Below are 19,746 nucleotides of genomic sequence, written 5' to 3' on the forward strand. Positions count from 1 at the left end.
AGGAAAGCCTTTTTATTTTGGTCAAATTCAAGTAAATGCCTTAGTTATTGTCACCTCAGGACATACTTTCTGGAGAATTTTAAAAAAAGACAAACCTCCAAAAAGAAGTTTGTCTTCGGTCTGAAGCAGCTCGATGGCTGCTTTTAATTATATCCCAGATTTTCAGAAAAATACCTCGACGCCTAACGGAGACGTAGGAAATCGACATACCTTAACTTCTATTTTTTAATTTAATAAAGCCACATATATGCAAAACTATCGCCAAAATGATAACTGAGATGACACCTATCAAAAAATATTTCATAACGGATTCCTACCAACATAATACTAAATATTCAGCAGATCCGCTAATTGCTCCTGCAACTAACCCTTCTGCTCCAAGTGCTAATCTAATCCACAGCCAAGCCAACCAGTTGTTGTTTTCAGTCCTTTGATTAGAATCACACTCATAAAACGTCCAAAAAATCCAGAAGGACCTGAGCAGAACGCTTGCCGGCTTCCAGAATAAATTCGTCAAAGGTAAGATTGGCATCGTGCGCTGCGGTATCGCTCATGGCACGAATAACCACAAAAGGCAGCTGAGCTGCTGAGGCTGCCTGTGCCACTGCGGCTCCTTCCATTTCTACGGCTTCCACTTGCGGAAAATGCTCTTTTACAAAATCAGTTTTATCTTTACCAGCCATAAAGGAGTCACTGCTGGTAATTAATCCCACCTTACTCTTGATGTGATGCTGCGCCAGAACTTTTTCAAAAACAGCCACAAAATGTTTGTCAGATTCAAAATAAAGAGGCTGTTCTGACATCTGCCCAAAAGCATAGCCAAAAGCCGTCAAGTCAACATCATGGTAGGCAAGCCTATCTGCCACCACAACGTCACCAATCTCTAAATCCGGCGCCAAAGCTCCGGCAGAACCAGTATTAATAAGCGCCTCAACAGCGAAACGATCGGCTAAAACAGCGACGCTCATAGCGCTCATCACTTTGCCGACACCGCTTCTCACAAGGACAACATCATGTTTGCCCAGTCGGCCGCTGTAATAGGTCCGCCCCAAGCAAACCTCTTCTGTCTTTTGACTCAGCTTTTCCAGGAGAAGTTTTAGTTCTTCATCCATAGCCGCGATAATTCCGATTTTCATTTTCTTTTCCTTTAGAGTTTAAAAACTGCGTAAATAAGAACAGCCAAAAGCAAGGCAATACCGATTAAAATCCAATTGAGTTTAGACTGAAATTCGCCGCGCTTAGCATTCTCAATGCGACGGCTTTTGATGATAGGATCTTCATCATAATCCTCAAAATCAAAATCGTCATCATAGTCACTGTCAATGTCACTCTTGCTATAATCAGAAACAGCTGCTCTGTCTGTCTGAATGACAATGGTTTTTTCCGGATCAAAATCCTCTTTATCATCAAATTTTTCGCCGTGATTAGCACGCGCAATCATTTCATCTGTTAAAAGCGGTTTTCCCATAACATTTCCTCTATTTATTATTAAAATGCAAGGCAAAATACTGCAGAGCAATCAGGGTTTTAGCATCTTCAATATCTCCTGATGCCACCAGTTCCATGCATTCGTCATAAGTTAATTCCAGCAGTTCAATCACCTCATCATCATCCTGCGGACGAGGATTTGCAACCTTTTTAAGGTTTGTAGCCAGATAAAGCTTTATTTTTTCATTGCAAAATCCGATAGCCGTATAGAACTCATAAATCAGCTCCAAATCCCCTGTATAAGCAGTTTCCTCTTCTAATTCACGCAGGGCTGCTGCTTTTTCACCACCGTTTTCACCAATTTCAAGCTTTCCTGCCGGAATTTCATAGGAGATTTTTTCAATTGCCTTGCGGTACTGCTTGACAATAACCAGTTTATTGTCCGGCGTAACAGCCAGAACAGAAACGGCTCCCCGATGAAAAATCAACTCGCGTTTTGCTGTTCCCAACTGATTGGGCAGCTCAACATCATCAACCGCAACTTTAAAAATCTGGCCATCAAAAATCTCCTGACGCTTGATGGTCTTTTCTTCGAATTCCATGAACATCTCCTAATTATTATCCGGATGGTGAGGCTTTTTCTTGGCATAGCCTTCCTTATTGACCTGACGGCTGCGCCCAATCGCAACGCTGTCTGCCGGAACATCCTTGTGAATAGCCGACCCGGCTGCTGTCAGAGCATTGTCTCCTACTTGAAGCGGTGCAATAATCGTTGAATTGCTGCCAATAAAGACATGGTTGCCAATCTTTGTCTTGTACTTCTTTTGACCATCGTAATTGACCGTAATCGTTCCTGCACCAAAGTTGACATCGTGACCAACTTCGGCATTGCCAATATAGGTCAGATGCCCTGCTTTTGTGTCCTTGCCCAGAGTTGAGGCCTTGACCTCAACAAAGTTTCCTACGTGAACATTTTCTTCCAAGACAGCATCCGGCCGCAGATGAGCATAAGGCCCCACAGTAACATTGCGCTCAACCTGTGAAGACTCAATCATGGAATTGGTAATCACAGCATTCTCACCAATAGCCGAATCTACAATATAAGTACCATTGGTCAGAACTGCTCCTGAGGCAATTTTTGTCTGTCCTTTGAGGGTGACATTCGCCTCAATCACAACATCCGGTGCAATAGCAACATCAGCATCAATATAGGTGCTGTCCGGATTGATAAAGGTAACACCATTAACCATGTGAGCACGGTTAATGCGCCGGCGCATAATTTCTTCAGCTTTAGCAAGGGCAACACGGTCATTGACCCCCAAACTTTCATTGAAATCACGAAGCTTATAAGCACCGACTTTTTCATCAGCGGCTTTAAATATACTGATGACATCTGTCAGGTAATACTCCCCCTGAGCATTATCCGTATTGATCTCTTTCAAGGCTTCAAAAAGGCGTTTATTGTCAAAGACGTAAGTACCTGTATTAATTTCTTTAACCTGCTGCTCAAACTCAGACGCATCCTTTTGCTCAACAATCTTAGTGACTTCCGCATTTTGATTGCGGATAATCCGGCCATAGCCAAACGGATCAGCGGCTTCTGCCGTTAAAATCGTAGCTACATTTTTATGATTTCTGTGGTAATCCACCAAATTTTTCAGGCTGTCTCCCGTAATCAGCGGAGTGTCTCCGGCAATCACGAGGGTTTGCCCATCCAAACCAGCCAATTCTTCCTCAGCCATCATAACTGCATGTCCTGTTCCCAGCTGTTCTGTCTGCATGACAAAATCAGACTGGTCTGCCAAAACATCTTTAACAAGATCTGCCTTATGTCCGATAATTGTTACATTTTTTGCAGGATTCAAAGCAGAAACACTGCGAAAAACATGCTCTAGCATTGTAATTCCCGCAACCTTATGCAAGACCTTGGGAAGATCTGATTTCATTCGAGTGCCCTTGCCTGCAGCAAGGATAATAGCGTAATTATTCATAAAATGTCCTTTGTAAAAAATAACACAGCAAAAATGTTCATTTTATTATAGCACTTTTCTAATCATTTGTTAAATTAGGGTGCATAGACCAAATGGAATTCCTCAAGAACAATCAGGCTGTCTTGCGTAAATGTCAGCCCTGCATCTTTAAACCACTGTGTAAAAAGCTGCTGATGACTATCCCGCCACCAAGCCAGAGTACGGTCGCCTTCACCTTCTTTAAAAGCGTGTTCAGCTGGCACCTCTTTGAAAGGAACGACTGTAACTTTGGTGATTTCAATGATGCAGACAGCCTCATCATGACTGTCCAAAATAACATCATAACTGCCTTCCTGAGGAAGCAGCTCACCGTCCGCTGCATACAAATCATAGGCAGAAGCAGTTGCTGTTTTCCTTCCTTTCAAAACCAACTGCGCCAGTAAATCGGGTTCTGCTCCAAAAGCCCAGGCATCAATAGTATTGCCGATAGCCGGGTTGAGCGTTTTATACTGATTCCATAGTTGTTCTGCGTTCATGCCTACCTCCAATTTATAGCTCACAGCTTGCTTAACAATTCCTAGAAAATAAGCTGTTTTATGAGCTTGGTAAGAAAGATTCTGATACTGAAACTTTTCTCACCTAAGTAAATCTGCTACTATTATACATTATTTCAGATAGACACAAAAACAATCATTTAAAATACTGCTGTTTCCAGCGATTATCGCCTCAAACCGAAAATCTGTATCTTGACAACAAAAAAGTGAGGTTCAAATATTTCTAGGAAATGATTGAACCTCACTTTTTTAAACCTGTCAGGCCAACAATCCCAATAAGTAGCCAACATAATAAGCAACAAAGGTTGCAATAAGCCCGACGGTCACTGTGCGTACAACTTCTTTGCGTTTTGACTGGTGAGTAATGGCAGCCTTCACTATTCCCAGCAAGACCAGAGCCAAAGCAACTAGGAGACAGGCCAGAAGGAAGGTATAATCCCGAAACAGCCCAATCCGCTCGATGAGCAGATAGGACAGCAAAGGAAGGAGGCCAAAACCATTAAACGCAAGAAAGGTTGCCAGAGCATTTTTAACAGCCTGCCTGTTATCCGTGTGTTTTTCCGTTGTTGAACTCAAGTAATCCCCGATAGCCATGGAAAAACCATCTGCCAGTAGATTCGAGAAGCCCAGAATAATAATGGTCATCGTCCCAAGTTTCCCTCCTACTGCACCGGCAACTACAGCAAAGGTTGTAATAATCCCATCCAAACCACCGTAAACGATTGATTTAGCATAATCTTTCAAATTTATCATTAGAACCGTTCCTGACTAACTTAAAGAATAATTTATTTAGAATCATTCTAAATATTTCGTTATCTCTATTATACTCTTATTTAGAATAATAACAATTAAAAATCCTCGCGTCACTCTCCCTATGGAAGACAGTCCCATCATCACCTGCAGTAAAAATCAGCAGAAACAATTCTGCTGATTTTTACAGGTGAAATGAGGCTAGCCAATCTGACTGCCGTTAGGTACACTTGAATCAACCGTTAAAACACTTAAGCTCCCATTGTGTTCTGCAGAAAGAATCATGCCTTGACTGAGCAGACCCATCATCTTGCGCGGTTTGAGGTTAGCAACAATCTGAACTTTCTTGCCGACTAATTCCTGCTCGTTGGGATAGTATTTGGCAATGCCTGAGAGAATTTGGCGGTCTTCGCTGTCACCGGCATCCAAACGGAATTTAAGAAGCTTGTCAGAGCCTTCGACCTTAGACACTTCCTTAACCTCAGCAACGCGGATTTCCACTTTGTCAAAATCGTCAAACTTAACAGTTTTCTTGTCGTTTTTCAGCTCAACCTTGCTGGGATCCCACTCATTTTCCTCTTGAGAAAGAAGAGATCCGGAATCCATTTGCTTCTTAATATAGTCAATTTCTGCTTCCATGTCCAGACGCGGAAAAATAGGTGTTCCCTTAGCTATGACCTTGACACCTTTCGGGAAATTAGCTAAAGTCAGATTTTCAAGGTCAAATTGATCAGCCAAGCCAAGCTGCTCCATAATCGCATTTGAAGTGGTCATCATGAAGGGCTGAATAAGATGAGCCACCACGCGCAGGCTGGCTGCCAAATGTGCCATAACACTTGCCAATTCATCACGCTTAGCATCATCTTTAGCCAGCACCCAAGGAGCGGTCTCATCAATATACTTATTGGTACGGGAAATGATATTCCAAACGGCTTCAAGCGCACGCGGATAATCCACAGCATTCATTTGCTTGTGGTATTCGGCCAGATTCTCTGCCGCAACTGCTGCTAAATCGGCATCAAATTCAGTGACATTTTCAGCATAAGCAGGAATTTCACCATCGAAGTACTTATTGATCATAGCCACTGTACGGTTGAGGAGATTGCCAAGGTCATTTGCCAATTCATAATTGATACGGCCGACATAATCTTCAGGTGTGAAAGTTCCGTCTGACCCGACCGGCAAAGAACGCATGAGATAGTAACGAAGAGCATCAAGGCCGTAGCGCTCTACCAGCATTTCCGGATAGACAACATTGCCTTTTGATTTGGACATTTTGCCGTCTTTCATGACAAACCAGCCGTGGGCAATAAGGCGCTCAGGCAATTTCATATCCAGCATCATGAGCATGATAGGCCAGTAAATACTATGGAAACGCAGAATATCTTTACCAACCATATGAAAGACCGTACCATTCCAGAATTTATCAAAATTAGCATGATCTTCCTGACCGTAACCAAGGGCTGTCGCATAGTTGAGAAGAGCATCAATCCAAACGTAAACAACATGTTTAGGATTTGAAGGCACCTTAACTCCCCAGGTAAAGGAGGTCCGTGACACCGCCAAATCTTCCAGACCAGGCTCGATGAAATTTTTAATGATTTCATTCATACGGCCGTCCGGCTGGATAAAGTCAGGATGCGCATGGAAAAAGTCTACCAAACGATCAGCATATTTGCCCAGACGCAGGAAATAAGACTCTTCTGATACCCATTCCACCTCGTGGCCAGACGGAGCAATACCGCCGATGACCTTGCCGGCTTCATCGTGAAAGACTTCTGCCAGCTGACTTTCGGTGAAAAATTCCTCATCCGAAACAGAATACCAGCCTGAGTATTCGCCTAAGTAAATATCGTCCTGTGCCAGCAATTTTTCAAAGACATCAGCCACTGCTTTTTCATGATAATCGTCAGTCGTACGGATAAACTTGTCATAAGAAATATCAAGGAGCTTCCAAAGCTTCTTAACACCTACTGCCATACCGTCCACATAAGCTTGAGGGGTGACGCCCGCTTCTTCAGCCTTTTGCTGAATTTTTTGTCCGTGCTCATCAAGACCGGTCAGATAAAAAACATCGTAGTTCATCATGCGCTTATAACGGGCTAAAACATCGCAGGCAATAGTCGTATAGGCCGAACCGATATGAAGTTTGCCGGATGGGTAATAAATCGGTGTTGTGATATAAAATGGCTTTTTATCGCTCATGTTTAAGATACCAAGAACGTAAAAACAAGCTAAAGACAGCCTTACTCAAAAAACAGAAAAATCCAGCTTTCAGCTGCTGAAAATGCTGCTTGTACGTTCGTTTCCTTTCTCATCCGAGGCAGATGAAACCTCTTTTTAATAACACTTTATTATAGCATAAATTGCCTATTATGAAAGCTCAAAATCAAAAAACAGTCTTAGAAGCCCCGGCTTTATCTGAAAATAAAAAAGAGCGGAATACAGGCACAATTGGCAGAATCAACTGTGCTCTTCCCGCTCTTTTCAAACTGCTCTTTAATAATTATTGAGCTTTTTTAAAGATTTACGTTCTTCATTTTCAATTTTTTTATAATTTTTAAGTAATTTATCAGCTGCTCTGCCTGTCCGCTTAGCGTAAGTTATTTTCTCTCTCAGTTTACCCTTGTTATTATAGGCTTTGAGGGTTAAGCGATTGCCTTTTTTCTGATAAGTTATCTTGCCTTTTTTCTCATCCTTAAAGTCTTTTTTATAGTCCTTCATTATGTCTTGAAGATCATTGTCGGAGGTATATTTATTTTGAACATAATCGTCAATATAATCGTTCAAACCATCAATAAAGTCCTTTTGGGAAATCGTCATCCGAATTTCTCTTTTCCAGATATTAGCCTGATGTGTCGGTTTCATGTGACCGGTGTAAGTTGTCCGAGCATTGAGAAAAAGATTGTCTTGCTCCATATTATCAGGCAAATCTATATTATAATTCAGTTTATAATAAGCATAAGTTTTCAGGTAATTTTTTTTAACGACTAAAAATTGATGATAAGTAATATTGCTTTTTTTGTTTTCCTTGTCAACATCAATCCACTCATCCTTTTTAGTGCTGTAGGAAGAAGCCGACACCTGTTCCCAAGTACCGTCTATATTGCCGGAATAGTAATAATAAGCCGCAGCGCCGCCGGCAATCAAGAGCAGTACAGCAAAGACTGACACTAAACTGATGATAACAATGGTTGAGGTCTTCATTTTTTTCTTTGGCTGCTGACGGGACACTGTAAATTCTCCTCTCTGAAAAGCTGCCTGAAATTCTTCTTGACTGGGTTCGCGTCCGTTTGCTGCACGGAACTGTTGTTGCCATTCATTTTGATTCATCTTAGACTCCTTAATAATTTATTACTCTTTTATTTTACCATACTTACAGCCTAATTTATCAGAATTTTGAAATTGTTTTTTCGATTTTAAGCTGTTTTCATCTAACGGGAAAGGCTGAGTCCTCATTGAGCAGGCCTTATTTTAACAAACCTTAAAATTATTGTGATTTAAGACTTGATTAAATACAATATGTAGTGTTATTATAGTAATTGCTGTACAATATATTGTGGGGTTATATTTTAATACTCTTTTGAGATTTCATCAGCTGTCTGAGCAGCAAAATAGCATTTACTGATTTGGAGGTACTTTACAATCGTGATTATACTAGCTGGGATGATCGGCGTCGGAAAAACAACCTATACATCCCGTATTGCTGAAAGTTTAGGAACACAGGCCTTTTTTGAACCTGTTGATAACAACCCTATTTTGGATAAGTACTATGAAGATCCTGAAAAATACGGTTTTGCTTTGCAGATTTATTTTCTAAACAAACGGTTTAAATCCATTAAAAGCGCCTACCATGAGGACAATAATGTTTTAGACCGCTCCATCTACGAGGATGCTCTGTTTACTTATATCAATACCTTACAGGGAAGCATCAGCCAGCAGGAATATCAGATTTATCTGGAACTCTTGGACAATATGATGGAAGAAATCAAGGGTCTGCCCAAGAAAGCACCGGACCTTTTAATCTATTTAGACGGCAGCTTTGACCACATTTTAAACAATATCAAAAAGCGCGGCCGCTCCTTTGAGCAGCCGACAAAAGATAACGGCTTGCTGGATTACTATCAGCTTTTGCACAGTAACTACAAGGACTGGTATGACAGCTATGATTACAGCCCTAAAATGCGGATTCAAACAGATGACTTTGATATCAATAACCCCAAGGATTGGGAGACTGTCTACCGTATGATTCAGCAAGAAATGAGCGCCCTTGGAATAGGCGATCGCTGACAGAAAACAACGGCTGCTTTGTCTTGTTGGTTTTCTATGATAAAGCATTAGTTGTCATTTCCCGGGCTGCTTTGACCTGCCCTAAAGGGCAGGTCAAAGTCCAACATCAAACCAAAAACAGTTCAGACTGTTTCAGTCGCTCTGAAGCTTATTTTTTGATACAATAATAAAAAAATGAATTAGAAAGATTGAACATAGGCGAAAAAGCTTCTTGAAAGCTTCTGCAAAACAGACAGGAAAGGCTTTGATTTTCCGCTTAGTCCCACAGTCTGCCGAATTTGGGATATGTTCTTGGTATCTTACTTATGAAACTCATTTCATGGAATATTGACTCGCTCAATGCTGCTTTAACCAGCGACTCAGCCCGGGCCTTGCTTTCACGTGCGGTTATCGATACTTTAGCTGAGAAAAAGCCTGATATCATTGCTATCCAGGAAACAAAACTGCCTGCTAAAGGGCCGACAAAAAAACACTTGGAAATTCTTAAGAACTATTTTGCTGATTACGATATTGCCTGGCGCTCTTCTGTAGAACCTGCACGCAAAGGTTATGCCGGTACGATGTTCCTTTATAAATCAGAGCTTAATCCAACAGTTACTTATCCCAATATCGGGGCTCCGGCAACTATGGACGCCGAAGGCCGAATCATTACGCTTGAATTTGATAACTTTTTTGTAACTCAAGTGTACACACCTAATGCCGGCGACGGCCTGAAACGTCTGGAAGACAGACAAATTTGGGATGAAAAATATGCTGATTACCTGGCAGAATTAGATAAGCAAAAACCTGTTTTAGCCGCAGGTGACTACAATGTTGCCCATGAGGAAATTGACCTGGCTCATCCCTCAAGCAACCGCCGCTCTCCGGGCTTTACAGATGAAGAGCGGGCAGGATTTACTAATTTATTAGCAAAGGGCTTTACCGATACCTTCCGCTATGTGCACGGTGATATTCCTGATGTTTACTCCTGGTGGGCCCAACGCAGCAAGACCAGCAAAATCAACAACTCAGGCTGGAGAATTGATTACTGGCTGACCAGCAACCGCATTGCCGATAAAGTCCTTAAATCTGAAATGATCGATTCAGGAACACGGCAGGATCACACGCCGATTATGATAAAGATTGACTTGTAAGAAGCCTTTATACTAAATTAAAAACAAAAAGATTGAGGCAGACGCTTATGCAGCTTCTGCCTCAATCTTTTTTGGTCTGATTATTTAATTAGCAGTCTGAAAAATCATAAAGCTGGGGATACTTATGACACTCAGGATTTTTGGGATGGCAAATCTCCCGTCCAAAATAAATCATGGCCTGATGGGCTGACAGCCACAGTTCCGGCGGCAAAACATCAGTAACACGCTTTTCCACTTCCAAAGGCGTCGCCGATTTTTTAACGATATCATGGTGCTTACAGATACGGCTGACGTGAGTATCAACAGCAAAAGCCGGAAAACCAAAGCCCACACTCATAACAACATTAGCCGTTTTTCTGCCGACACCTGATAAACCTTCCAGCTCTTTTCTCGTATGAGGCACTTCTCCCCCATACCTGTCCATCAGCTGCTGCGAGCAGTCTTTCAAAAATTTCGCCTTGTTGCGGTAGAGGCCAATTTTAGAAATGTAGGACTCAATATCTTTCAGCTGAGCCTTTGCCAGATCACTGGGCTTGGGATAGGCAGCAAACAAATCTGGTGTCACCTTATTAACCGCGGTATCCGTCGTTTGAGCCGACAAAATCACGGCAATCAGCAGTTCAAAATGATTTTTAAAATTTAAGCTGGGCTTGGCATCCGGATAAAGCGCAATAATTTCTTCCAAGACCTTGCGAGCCCTTTTTTTTGATAAGACCATAACAACTCCCGTTCTTCTTGTTTCCATTATAACATGAAAACTAAAGGAAAGAAAAAATCTCGGCTTTTAAAAGCTGAGATTGGCATAGTTAGTCCGATAGCCGACTTGTAAAAGTTTACCATCCCTTATCAAAAGCGGACGCTTAATCAGCATACCGTCACCTGCTAATAAGTCAGCAGCTTCATCAAGGGTGAGCTGATCTATTTTGTCCTTTAGCCCCAGTGCACGGTAGGATTGACCGGATGTGTTAAAAAATTTTTTCAGCTCCAGTCCGCTGGTCGTTATCAAATCTTTTATAAAATCTGCCTGCGGCGGATTCTTTTTAATATCAACCGCCTGATAAGCAAGACCTAGCTGATCCAGCTCTGCCTTAGCTTTGCGGCAAGTACTGCACTTAGGGTATTCATAAAATACAAGCATCATTTCTCCTTTCTTTTCTATCTTAACGAGAAGAACGGCTGCTTGTCAAGAGTTTAACACCTTCGTGCTGCAAGAGCCATCGTTTTTTGTCTGTACCGCCGGCATAGCCTGTTAACTGACCATGGGAGCCCAGTACCCGGTGGCAGGGAATGATGATGCTTAATGGATTGCGGCCAACAGCTCCGCCGACCGCCCGAGCAGAACGGCAGTTTATCTTCTTAGCAATATCACCGTAGGTCATTGTTTGGCCAAAAGGAATTTCCTGCAGCACCTGCCAGACCTGTTTTTGAAAAGATGTTCCTCGGGGAGACAGCAAAAGTTCACCCTGCTTGGGATTTTCTCCGGCAAAATAAGCATCCAGCCACCGCTTCGCCTGGCTTAATACAGTGTTGGGAGCTGCCACAAATGCTTCGTCAGCTATGCCCTGCTCAAAATATTTTTGACCGGCAAACCAAGCACCAATAAGCCCTTGCTTATCGGCGACCAACGACAAATCTCCCAAAGGAGAATGATAGATTTGTTTGTATAGGGTCATAACAGCCTCCTTTAGAGTTAACAAAAGCTTCCCATGAACCATCATGAATTTTTGCAGCTCCGATTGTAAATTAAAAGTGATAAGAAAAGGATGATTGTCAGTCTGCAATCAAAATCAGACCAACGCTCACCCTTATTTCTTGTTTATTTAGCTGACTTGCTCTTTCCTTTGATCAAGCGGACACGGACAATATTGTCGCTGGCTTCAAAATTAGCAACCAGCTCATCAATTTTTCCTCGGTCAGTTTCATCAAGGTCAAGAATTGTATAAGCATAGTCTCCTCTTGAACGATTGAGGATATTGTCAATATTGATATCTAAATCAGAAACGGCGGTTGACAGACGCGCTACAATATTGGGAACATTTTTATTGATTAAGGTAATCCGATACGGTGCTGTCAAGGCCTGGTGCATGTTAGGGAAATTAACAGAATTTGTAATTTCACCGGTTTCCATGAAGCGGCGAATCGTCTGTCCGGCCATAATAGCACAGTTAAGCTCAGCTTCTGCGGTAGATCCGCCGACATGCGGAAAGACCGTAATTCCTTCTTTATTGAGCAGTTCTTCTGTTCCAAAATCGGTAAAGTAGTGTCTGACAACACCTGTTTCAAGCGCATCAAACAGGTCTGTATTATTTACCAGTTCACCGCGGGCAAAATTAATGACAACTGTACCTTTTTTCATCAGACCAAAACTGTCTGCATTAAAAGTATCCTGAGTATCTTCTGTCAAAGGAACATGGATAGTAATGTAATCTGAGTTTTCAAAAATGTCTTTCAAATCTTTGACACGTTTGACATGGCTGGAGATGTTCCAAGCAGTTTCAATAGAAACGTAAGGGTCATAACCCAGCACATTCATACCCAGACGGCGGGCATCATTGGCAATGCGGGCACCGATGGCACCAAGGCCGATAACTCCCAGTGTTTTTCCGGAAATTTCGCTGCCTGCAAATTGTTTTTTCCCAGCTTCAACCTGCTTAGGCACATCATCACCTGTCAGAGTATTAACCCAGCGGTTAGCAGAGATGTAGTCACGCGCAGATAAGAGGAGTGATGCAATGACAGCCTCTTTGACTGCATTGGCATTGGCACCGGGCGTATTAAAGACGACAATTCCTTTGGCAGTGGCCGCATCAATTGGAATGTTATTGGTTCCTGCACCCGCACGGGCAATAGCTTTCAGGTTATCCGGAAAATCAGCCTTATGAAGATTTTCACTCCGAATAATATAGGCATCCGGATTGTCTTTCAAATCTCCGTCAATTTGAAAACCATTGCCTAATTCTTTCAAGCCGATTTGATTAATATTGTTAAATGTTCTTACACTAAATACCATACTTGCTTGCGCCTCGGAAAATCCTTGGCGCTTTCCTTTCTACTATGATCTGATACTGCCTGCAGCAGGCAGTTCAGGAAGTCCAATCTGAATTATTCTTCAATTTCCTGATAGAGACTGTTTTCACTTTTTGTTTTTATCTTTTGATAGGCCAGTCTGACACCGTCTATAGGAACTTTCCCGCAATAGACAAAGCCGAGCTTTTCCAGAATATGCTGCATGGCCTTATTTTTTTCATGAGTGTCGCAGCGAAAATCATGCCCGGCATAACCTTCAATCAAGCCCTGAAGAAAGGTCTGAGCAACCTGCTGCCCGCGGTAAGAACCGGCTACAGCAATCCTATGAAAGGTTATATAACGGCGGTTCTTGTGCTTCCACTCACCCTCATAAATCTGATCATAAGCGGCCTCATGTCCGTCAATAACTGCTGCATAAGCCACAATCTGCTCTTCATCAAGGGCAACATAGCCACGGCCTTCTAAAATATCTTCAAAAATGATGTCTTGATTAGGATAATCTCCCTGCCATTGATCGCTCCCGTAAGAAGCTATTTCCTGTTTGGCTTCATCAATGATAGACAGTATCTGATTGACTTCATTTGGAAAAGCTAATCTAATTTCCATTTTCTACCACCTGTGTTCAAGGCTGCGCCTTTTTTATTTTTCAGCTTTTGAGACTAAATAATACCGACAGCTGTTTGCTTTTAAATCCAAAAAAGCTTAAGTATTACTTATTTTCCTGTTCAAATTTCCGCATAAAATCAATCAAATCCAGCACACCTTGACGCGGGAAGGCATTGTAAAGACTGGCACGCATACCTCCGACGCTGCGGTGACCCTTGATATTTTTGAAGCCTAAGGCATCGGCCTGAGCAACAAAGTCAGCATCCAAATCCTTACTTGGAGTCACAAACGGAATATTGGCTACAGAACGATCCTTAGGATTTTTGACAGGACTGCTGTAGAAGTCAGACTGTTCGATAAAGTCATAGAGCAGACCCGATTTTTCACGGTTTATCTTTTCCATGGCATCAACGCCGCCCAGTTCTTTGACCCATTCAAAGACTAATTTGGCTATATAAATGCCGTAAGTCGGCGGAGTATTGTAAAGGGAACCGGCATCTGCCTGAATACGGTAGTCCAGCATGCTGGACAGCACAGGCTCATCATTTAATAAATCATCACGGACAATCACGATAGTTACCCCGGCAGGTCCGATATTTTTTTGAGCTCCCGCATAGATGAGGCCAAAATCAGCGACATTGTAGCGAACAGCCAAAATGTTAGAAGACATATCGGCTACGATTGGCACACCGTTGGTTTCAGGAAGGTCATAAATAGTTGTTCCTTCGATCGTATTGTTGGTTGTGATATGGACATAGGCTGCATCTTTATCAATTTGCTGGCTGTCAATTTCTGGGATATGGTCGTAGACTGTATCTTCTGATGAAGCCAATAGAATCGGTTCAAAAGGAATCGTTTTGGACAATTTCACAGCTTCCGCATAGGCTTTTTTACCCCAGGAACCTGCTACCACATAATAAGCCTTGCGGCCGCGGGCGAGATTGAGCGGCAGCATTGAAAACTGAGTTGACGCTCCGCCTTGTAAAAAAAGCACCTTATAATTATCAGGAATAGCCATCAAATCGCGGAGCAGGCGCTCAGCGTTCTTGATAATGTCATCAAATTCTTTGGAGCGATGAGATAATTCCATAACACTCATCCCTGAGTGGTTATAATCCAAGAACTCAGCCTGTGCTTTTTCAAGAACAGGTTTTGGCAATACTGCAGGACCTGCAGAGAAATTGTAAATTGTCATCTGATACCTCCTTAAAGTAAGTAAATTATATCACAAATTTTCAGAATGTTGTAACTTAATTTCATCTAGCGATAATTTTTAAAGATTTGGATGGGATAAATGATAAAAAACAAACGGCAGAAAAACCGTGAAAATTCAGCCGGCCTGGTTCATGTGAGACAAAACAGGCAGAAATGGCAGATTTGAAGTTCATCTTTTGTAAGAAAACGGCAACAGCAAAAAACCAGGACAGTATTCCCGGTTTTTTGCGGTCAGCTGGTTTATGAGTCAAGTCCTCAGCTCAAAACAAAGAAGCAAAGCTGAATCACGGTTTTCTCAAAAAGCGAAGCCCTGCCTGCGAAAAACAGAACTTGTGATTTCTCGTTTTTCAATTGACTGCGCCAAGGTGACTGGCACGGCGGGCTTTCCAATTTTATCTTAGCTGTCTTCTTTTTTCCCCAGATGGTGGTAGGCTTGATAGACCTCCTGTCTCGTCAGGCCATGATTCTTAGCAATTGTTTTAATGGCCTGATTGGGTTTTGAGCCTTGATCGATTAAGAGCTGCACTTGTCTCAGAACTTCCTGTTCGGACAGCTCTTCTGAGACTTCTTGCTTCTCATGGCCCGAAACAAGCAGCAGGCACTCTCCTTTCAAAGGATTTTCAGCAATGTAGGACAGAATTTCTGTCAGACTGCCTCTTTGATATTCTTCATAAAGCTTGGTTAATTCCCTGACCAAAACGATCTGCCTGTCGCCATAGACAGACAGCATATTGCTTAGGGTTTCCTTGATGCGGTAAGGCGATTCATAAAAAATCTGCGTTTCCGGGTAAAGCTTTTTGGCTTCAAAAAAAGATTTTTGCTGGCCTGATTTACGGGGTAAAAAGCCGTAAAAAATATGGGGCTGGGGAGCTAAGCCGCTTGCAATAAGGGCCGTAATTCCAGCTGAAGCCCCGGGCAGAGCAACCACAGGAATGGCTTCAGCCACAGCAGCCTTTACCAAATCATGCCCGGGATCGGAAATTGAGGGCATCCCCGCATCCGAGACCTGAGCCAGAGATTTTCCTTTTTTTAACCAGCTGATCAAATCAGGAATTTTTTCAAAGGCATTATGCTCATGAAAACTGATTTGACGGGTAGCAATCTCAAAATGTTTCAGTAAAAGACCGGTATTTCGCGTATCCTCTGCCGCAATCATATCAACAGTTTTCAGCACCTCAATGCTCCGAAAAGTCATATCACCTAGATTGCCAATAGGGGTCGGAACCAAATAAAGCGTTCCGCAGTTACATTCTTCCTTAAAACTTTTTTGTACGTGCATTGCTTTTACTCTCGGTACAATAATTCCATGCAAAAGGCACAGTCTTCATTGTTCTCACGGCGCTGTCCATAAAAGAAGGTGCAAATATGAAAACCATCCTCATAAATATTTTCAAGGTTTTCCTTTCTGGAGCTGATGCCTTTGCTGCTGGATTCACTTTCTTCGTTCTGACTGAACTGACCTAAACGGTCTCGGAGCTTGCTGTTTTCCAAACGCAGAGCCGCATTTTGTTCCACCAGATCCTGAACCTGTCTTTTCAGGGCTTCAGCTTCAGCCAATGTTTCCATCAAATTTTGCGAAAAACCGTCAAATGCCGCAAACAAATCTTTCTTATCCATTGACCCTAACCTCCTCTAAAGCATAGGTCAGAAGGCTTGGGTTTTCGTCAAAACGAACCTTGACCGTTTCTGAAATCACATCAATCCCTGCAATAATTCCCTGACCGTTTTGGGTCTCTACGATGCTTCCTAAATCCGGAAATTTTTCCTTAGATTCTCTGTAAAAGTCATCCTCAAAACTCAGGCAGCACATTAAGCGGCCGCAAATACCGGTTGTTTTGCCGGAATTCAAAGACAGATTTTGATTTTTAGCCATTTTGATGGATACCGGCGGAAATTCTCCTAAAAAACTTGAACAGCACAGAGCCCGGCCGCAGGGACCCAAGCCGCCGTAAATTTTACTTTCTTCACGGCTGTTAATCTGACGCAGTTCAATACGGGTCTTAAAAAGGCTGGCCAAATCTTTTAAAAGCTGTCTGAAATCAACACGGTGTTCCGCAACAAAGGTAATGAGAACCTGCTCACGCTCCAAAGGAAAAACAATGTCAATCAGCTTCATCTCAAGCTGATTTTTTTGAATGAGCTCCCTGACCTTGGAAAAACTGTTTTCTGCTAATTTCAAATTGTTATGGTAAGTTTCAATATCGGCAGCTTCTGCTCTTCTTACAGCCCTGTCCATCTCTTCCAGATCCGGCAGCTTATCGGCAGACATTTCAACATTCGTCTGAACGACTTGAGCCAGATGGTTCCCCTTATGCTTTTTAACAATGAGGAAGTCCTCTTTTTGATAGGGCTGATCAGGCAGTACATAATTGATACGGCCTGTTTTTTCATATTTAATACCAATTACTTCTATCATTTGATCACCATATATTCCAGTGCATTTTGAAAATTGACATTGCTGAGCCACATTTGTTTAGCTTGATAAACAGCTTCTAAATAATCCAATGCGGCTTTTTTTTCATATTTTTTCGACAGGAGAAGCGTCAGTATCTCAAAGGCCCACTCCTGCTCAGATTTATCATTAGCTGACTGAGCAAGACGCGCTGCTTCCAAAAAAGCTAAATCTTTACTTTTAAATAAAAGAGCTGCGAAACGCTCACAAGCCTTGAGCAGATCCAAAATTCTGCTGTTTTGAGCAAATTCTTCTGCCTGAGTCCGGTCTTTAGCCACATCAGCTAAAATATCAGCCTGATTTTTAAGCAGTCCTGCTTGTTCCAGCTGCTTGGTTAAATAAGCGGTATTTTTAGGGAAATGGAAAATCTGTGTGCGGCTTTTGATGGTCGGCAGAATCTTACTGTCATCTCTGGTCAGTAAAATAATATAGGAATCGCTCTGCGGCTCTTCTATAAATTTCAGCAGACTGTTGGCAGCATTGACATGCATCTTATCAGCATCGCGGATAATAAAGACCTGTGACTGCCCTTCAAAACCTGAACTGGAAAACTCCCGCAAGAGGCCGCGAACGGTTTCCGTTTTGATCAGCTGTCCGCTGGGCTCCACCACCCTGACATCGGAAAAATCATTGGCGGCAATCAGGCGGCAGGAACGGCATTTACCGCAGGGAAGACCATCTGCTGGGTCTTCACAGAAGCGGCTCTGTGCCAAAAGAAGCGCCATCTCAAAACTGGCAAAATCTCCCGAAAAAAGATAGGCATGGCTCAACCTATCGGATTTTAAAATGTGCTTAAATTCTTGAAAAATTTTAGGCTGCAGCTTTTCTAATTCCATATCAATCGTCACTTTAATGTTCTAAACACCTCTGCTGAATAAGAAGCAAGGCTTCTTCAGCCACCTCATTCAGCGGACGGCCGGCATCAATCGTTACTATGCGCTCAGGATTTTCAGCAGCCAATTTTAAATAGCCCGAACGAACACGCTGATGCATATCTAACTTTTCCAAATCAAGCCGATTGACTTCCCGCTCCTTGTTTTGCTCAATGCGGGCCAGGCCGATTTTTGAGTCAACGTCAAAATAAAGCGTTAAATCAGGCTTAAGACCGTCTGTTGCAAACTCATTCAGCCAGGTAACAGCTGCTGTATCCAAACCTCGGCCGTAACCCTGATAGGCTACTGAGCTGTCAATAAAACGATCTGCCAGAACAAGGCTCCCCTTTTCGAGTGCAGGCAGGATTTTTTCAACCAGATGCTGACGGCGGGCAGCTATATAAAGCAAGAGTTCGGTTTTATCATCCATGTTTGTATGCTTGACATCAAGAATGACATCCCGAATACTCTCAGCAATGCTGACACCGCCCGGCTCACGCGTTAGGAGCACCTCTTTTTCAGTCATTTTTTTCAGGCTGGGTAAAATTTCTTTCAAAACCGTCGTTTTCCCAGCTCCGTCCGGGCCTTCAAACGAAATAAAGATTCCTTTTGTCATTAGATTTCCTTTTATTATGATTACTTCTATTTTACCAAAAATCTCATAAAAAGAACACTGCCAGATTGCCGGCAGTGTCTTTCTCAAAGGTCCGTTTTTCGTTCAGTTTGTTCAATGGACTCGATTTCAAAGCCTTGTCCATGGAGCTTTTGACTGAGAGCTTCTGTATCAAATCTACCGTCAATTTGAATTTCAACAGTGACTTTACCGACCTGACGGTCAGCGACAACGATGCGGCGGATATTGAGCTTATCATCAGAGATAATCTTGACAACCTGCTCTAAAACACCGGCTTTATCCTCAGCTAAGAGCCTTAACCGGACACCCTCTTTGCCGTAACCTGAAACTTCCAGAAAAGCACGGAAAATATCCTTATCTGTGATAATACCTGACATCTGACTGCCGTCAACAACCGGTAAAACGCCAATTTTATGCACCATCATGAGATAGATGGCATCTTCCAGCCGGGCGTCTTTTGAAACAGTGATGACATCTTTGATCATGACATCACGAACCTTGGTCTTGTTGAGGAGGTAGTTCATTTCATAGATGGACAGGCTGGTCGCCTTTGAAGGGCTGGTTTCAGCAATCGTTCCTTCGGTCAAAAGGCCTACCAAAACATCATTTTCAATGACCGGCAGACGGCGCAGATTTTTATCACGCATAATATCTGTTGCCTTAGCTACTGTTGTATCGGGAGAGACATAAACGACTCTCTTGGTCATGAAATCTTTTACGGGCATAGTAAAACCTCACTCTCTTTTGTTTTTATTATACCATAATTATCATACACCGCGCTTGCAGGACAATAAATAGAAACAGGGGCTGAAAAC

At 42.5% G+C, this 19,746-nt stretch carries 22 protein-coding genes; 2 read left to right on the forward strand and 20 right to left on the reverse strand.

The window, feature by feature from the left end:
• Positions 1-446: 446 nt before the first annotated feature.
• From AC4HAF_RS06500 to AC4HAF_RS06535, 8 genes are all read right to left on the reverse strand, one after another.
• Entirely contained in the window at positions 447-1,136 is a 690-nt protein-coding gene (locus AC4HAF_RS06500) for a 5'-methylthioadenosine/adenosylhomocysteine nucleosidase (protein WP_027976527.1), read from the reverse strand.
• 11 nt (positions 1,137-1,147) lie between these two features.
• Positions 1,148-1,468: a cell wall synthase accessory phosphoprotein MacP gene (gene macP / locus AC4HAF_RS06505; RefSeq protein ID WP_491097134.1), complete on the reverse strand. Its 321-nt coding sequence runs from the start codon at positions 1,466-1,468 to the stop codon at positions 1,148-1,150.
• Positions 1,469-1,478: 10 nt separating this feature from the next.
• Positions 1,479-2,030 carry an NUDIX hydrolase gene (locus tag AC4HAF_RS06510; RefSeq protein ID WP_491097135.1) on the reverse strand — a complete coding sequence of 184 codons (552 nt, stop codon included), beginning with the start codon at positions 2,028-2,030 and terminating at the stop codon, positions 1,479-1,481.
• Positions 2,031-2,039: 9 nt separating this feature from the next.
• Positions 2,040-3,419, reverse strand: coding sequence for a bifunctional UDP-N-acetylglucosamine diphosphorylase/glucosamine-1-phosphate N-acetyltransferase GlmU (glmU, locus tag AC4HAF_RS06515; protein WP_491097136.1), 1,380 nt, complete (start codon positions 3,417-3,419; stop codon positions 2,040-2,042).
• A 74-nt stretch (positions 3,420-3,493) separates the two neighbouring features.
• Positions 3,494-3,934: an ASCH domain-containing protein gene (locus tag AC4HAF_RS06520; RefSeq protein WP_491097137.1), complete on the reverse strand. Its 441-nt coding sequence runs from the start codon at positions 3,932-3,934 to the stop codon at positions 3,494-3,496.
• 276 nt (positions 3,935-4,210) lie between these two features.
• Positions 4,211-4,705 (reverse strand): VIT1/CCC1 transporter family protein, encoded by a 495-nt coding sequence (locus AC4HAF_RS06525; RefSeq protein WP_491097138.1) that lies wholly within the window; start codon positions 4,703-4,705, stop codon positions 4,211-4,213.
• Positions 4,706-4,903: 198 nt separating this feature from the next.
• A complete protein-coding gene (gene metG, locus AC4HAF_RS06530) occupies positions 4,904-6,907 on the reverse strand; it encodes a methionine--tRNA ligase (RefSeq protein WP_491097139.1) in 2,004 nt (667 codons plus the stop codon).
• A gap of 294 nt (positions 6,908-7,201) precedes the next feature.
• The gene (locus tag AC4HAF_RS06535; RefSeq protein WP_491097140.1) at positions 7,202-8,035 is read right to left on the reverse strand and encodes a hypothetical protein; all 834 of its coding nucleotides are present in this window, start codon (positions 8,033-8,035) and stop codon (positions 7,202-7,204) included.
• 315 nt (positions 8,036-8,350) lie between these two features.
• On the opposite strand from AC4HAF_RS06535, the gene AC4HAF_RS06540 reads away from it, so the two are divergent.
• Together AC4HAF_RS06540 and AC4HAF_RS06545 are read left to right on the forward strand one after the other, a co-directional pair.
• Positions 8,351-8,992 (forward strand): deoxynucleoside kinase, encoded by a 642-nt coding sequence (locus AC4HAF_RS06540; RefSeq protein WP_491091000.1) that lies wholly within the window; start codon positions 8,351-8,353, stop codon positions 8,990-8,992.
• Between the two features lie 305 nt (positions 8,993-9,297).
• Positions 9,298-10,125, forward strand: a complete 828-nt coding sequence (locus tag AC4HAF_RS06545) for an exodeoxyribonuclease III (RefSeq protein WP_491097141.1) — start codon at positions 9,298-9,300, stop codon at positions 10,123-10,125.
• 88 nt (positions 10,126-10,213) lie between these two features.
• On the opposite strand, the gene nth is transcribed toward AC4HAF_RS06545, so the two are convergent.
• From nth to AC4HAF_RS06605, 12 genes are all read right to left on the reverse strand, one after another.
• Positions 10,214-10,843: an endonuclease III gene (gene nth, locus AC4HAF_RS06550; protein WP_491097205.1), complete on the reverse strand. Its 630-nt coding sequence runs from the start codon at positions 10,841-10,843 to the stop codon at positions 10,214-10,216.
• A 66-nt stretch (positions 10,844-10,909) separates the two neighbouring features.
• Positions 10,910-11,263 (reverse strand): arsenate reductase family protein, encoded by a 354-nt coding sequence (locus tag AC4HAF_RS06555; protein WP_491097206.1) that lies wholly within the window; start codon positions 11,261-11,263, stop codon positions 10,910-10,912.
• Between the two features lie 22 nt (positions 11,264-11,285).
• Positions 11,286-11,798 carry a methylated-DNA--[protein]-cysteine S-methyltransferase gene (locus AC4HAF_RS06560; protein WP_491097142.1) on the reverse strand — a complete coding sequence of 171 codons (513 nt, stop codon included), beginning with the start codon at positions 11,796-11,798 and terminating at the stop codon, positions 11,286-11,288.
• A gap of 143 nt (positions 11,799-11,941) precedes the next feature.
• On the reverse strand, positions 11,942-13,135 hold the full coding sequence (locus tag AC4HAF_RS06565) for a phosphoglycerate dehydrogenase (protein ID WP_491097143.1): 1,194 nt from the start codon (positions 13,133-13,135) through the stop codon (positions 11,942-11,944).
• A gap of 92 nt (positions 13,136-13,227) precedes the next feature.
• Positions 13,228-13,758 (reverse strand): GNAT family N-acetyltransferase, encoded by a 531-nt coding sequence (locus AC4HAF_RS06570; RefSeq protein WP_491097144.1) that lies wholly within the window; start codon positions 13,756-13,758, stop codon positions 13,228-13,230.
• A gap of 103 nt (positions 13,759-13,861) precedes the next feature.
• A complete protein-coding gene (gene serC / locus AC4HAF_RS06575; RefSeq protein WP_491097145.1) occupies positions 13,862-14,953 on the reverse strand; it encodes a 3-phosphoserine/phosphohydroxythreonine transaminase in 1,092 nt (363 codons plus the stop codon).
• 417 nt (positions 14,954-15,370) lie between these two features.
• On the reverse strand, positions 15,371-16,252 hold the full coding sequence (rsmI, locus tag AC4HAF_RS06580; RefSeq protein WP_491097146.1) for a 16S rRNA (cytidine(1402)-2'-O)-methyltransferase: 882 nt from the start codon (positions 16,250-16,252) through the stop codon (positions 15,371-15,373).
• A gap of 5 nt (positions 16,253-16,257) precedes the next feature.
• Positions 16,258-16,590 carry a DNA replication initiation control protein YabA gene (gene yabA / locus AC4HAF_RS06585; RefSeq protein ID WP_491097147.1) on the reverse strand — a complete coding sequence of 111 codons (333 nt, stop codon included), beginning with the start codon at positions 16,588-16,590 and terminating at the stop codon, positions 16,258-16,260.
• A complete protein-coding gene (gene ricT, locus AC4HAF_RS06590) occupies positions 16,583-17,389 on the reverse strand; it encodes a regulatory iron-sulfur-containing complex subunit RicT (RefSeq protein ID WP_491097148.1) in 807 nt (268 codons plus the stop codon). Before ricT ends, yabA begins: the two co-directional genes overlap by 8 nt.
• The gene (locus AC4HAF_RS06595; protein WP_491097149.1) at positions 17,386-18,261 is read right to left on the reverse strand and encodes a DNA polymerase III subunit delta'; all 876 of its coding nucleotides are present in this window, start codon (positions 18,259-18,261) and stop codon (positions 17,386-17,388) included. The genes ricT and AC4HAF_RS06595 overlap by 4 nt, the downstream gene beginning before the upstream one ends.
• 13 nt (positions 18,262-18,274) lie before the next feature.
• The gene (gene tmk / locus AC4HAF_RS06600; RefSeq protein ID WP_491097150.1) at positions 18,275-18,913 is read right to left on the reverse strand and encodes a dTMP kinase; all 639 of its coding nucleotides are present in this window, start codon (positions 18,911-18,913) and stop codon (positions 18,275-18,277) included.
• Between the two features lie 83 nt (positions 18,914-18,996).
• Positions 18,997-19,656, reverse strand: coding sequence for a CBS domain-containing protein (locus tag AC4HAF_RS06605; protein ID WP_491097151.1), 660 nt, complete (start codon positions 19,654-19,656; stop codon positions 18,997-18,999).
• Between the last annotated feature and the right edge of the window lie 90 nt (positions 19,657-19,746).

It is taken from the genome of Streptococcus sp. ELY_90, assembly GCF_058314475.1.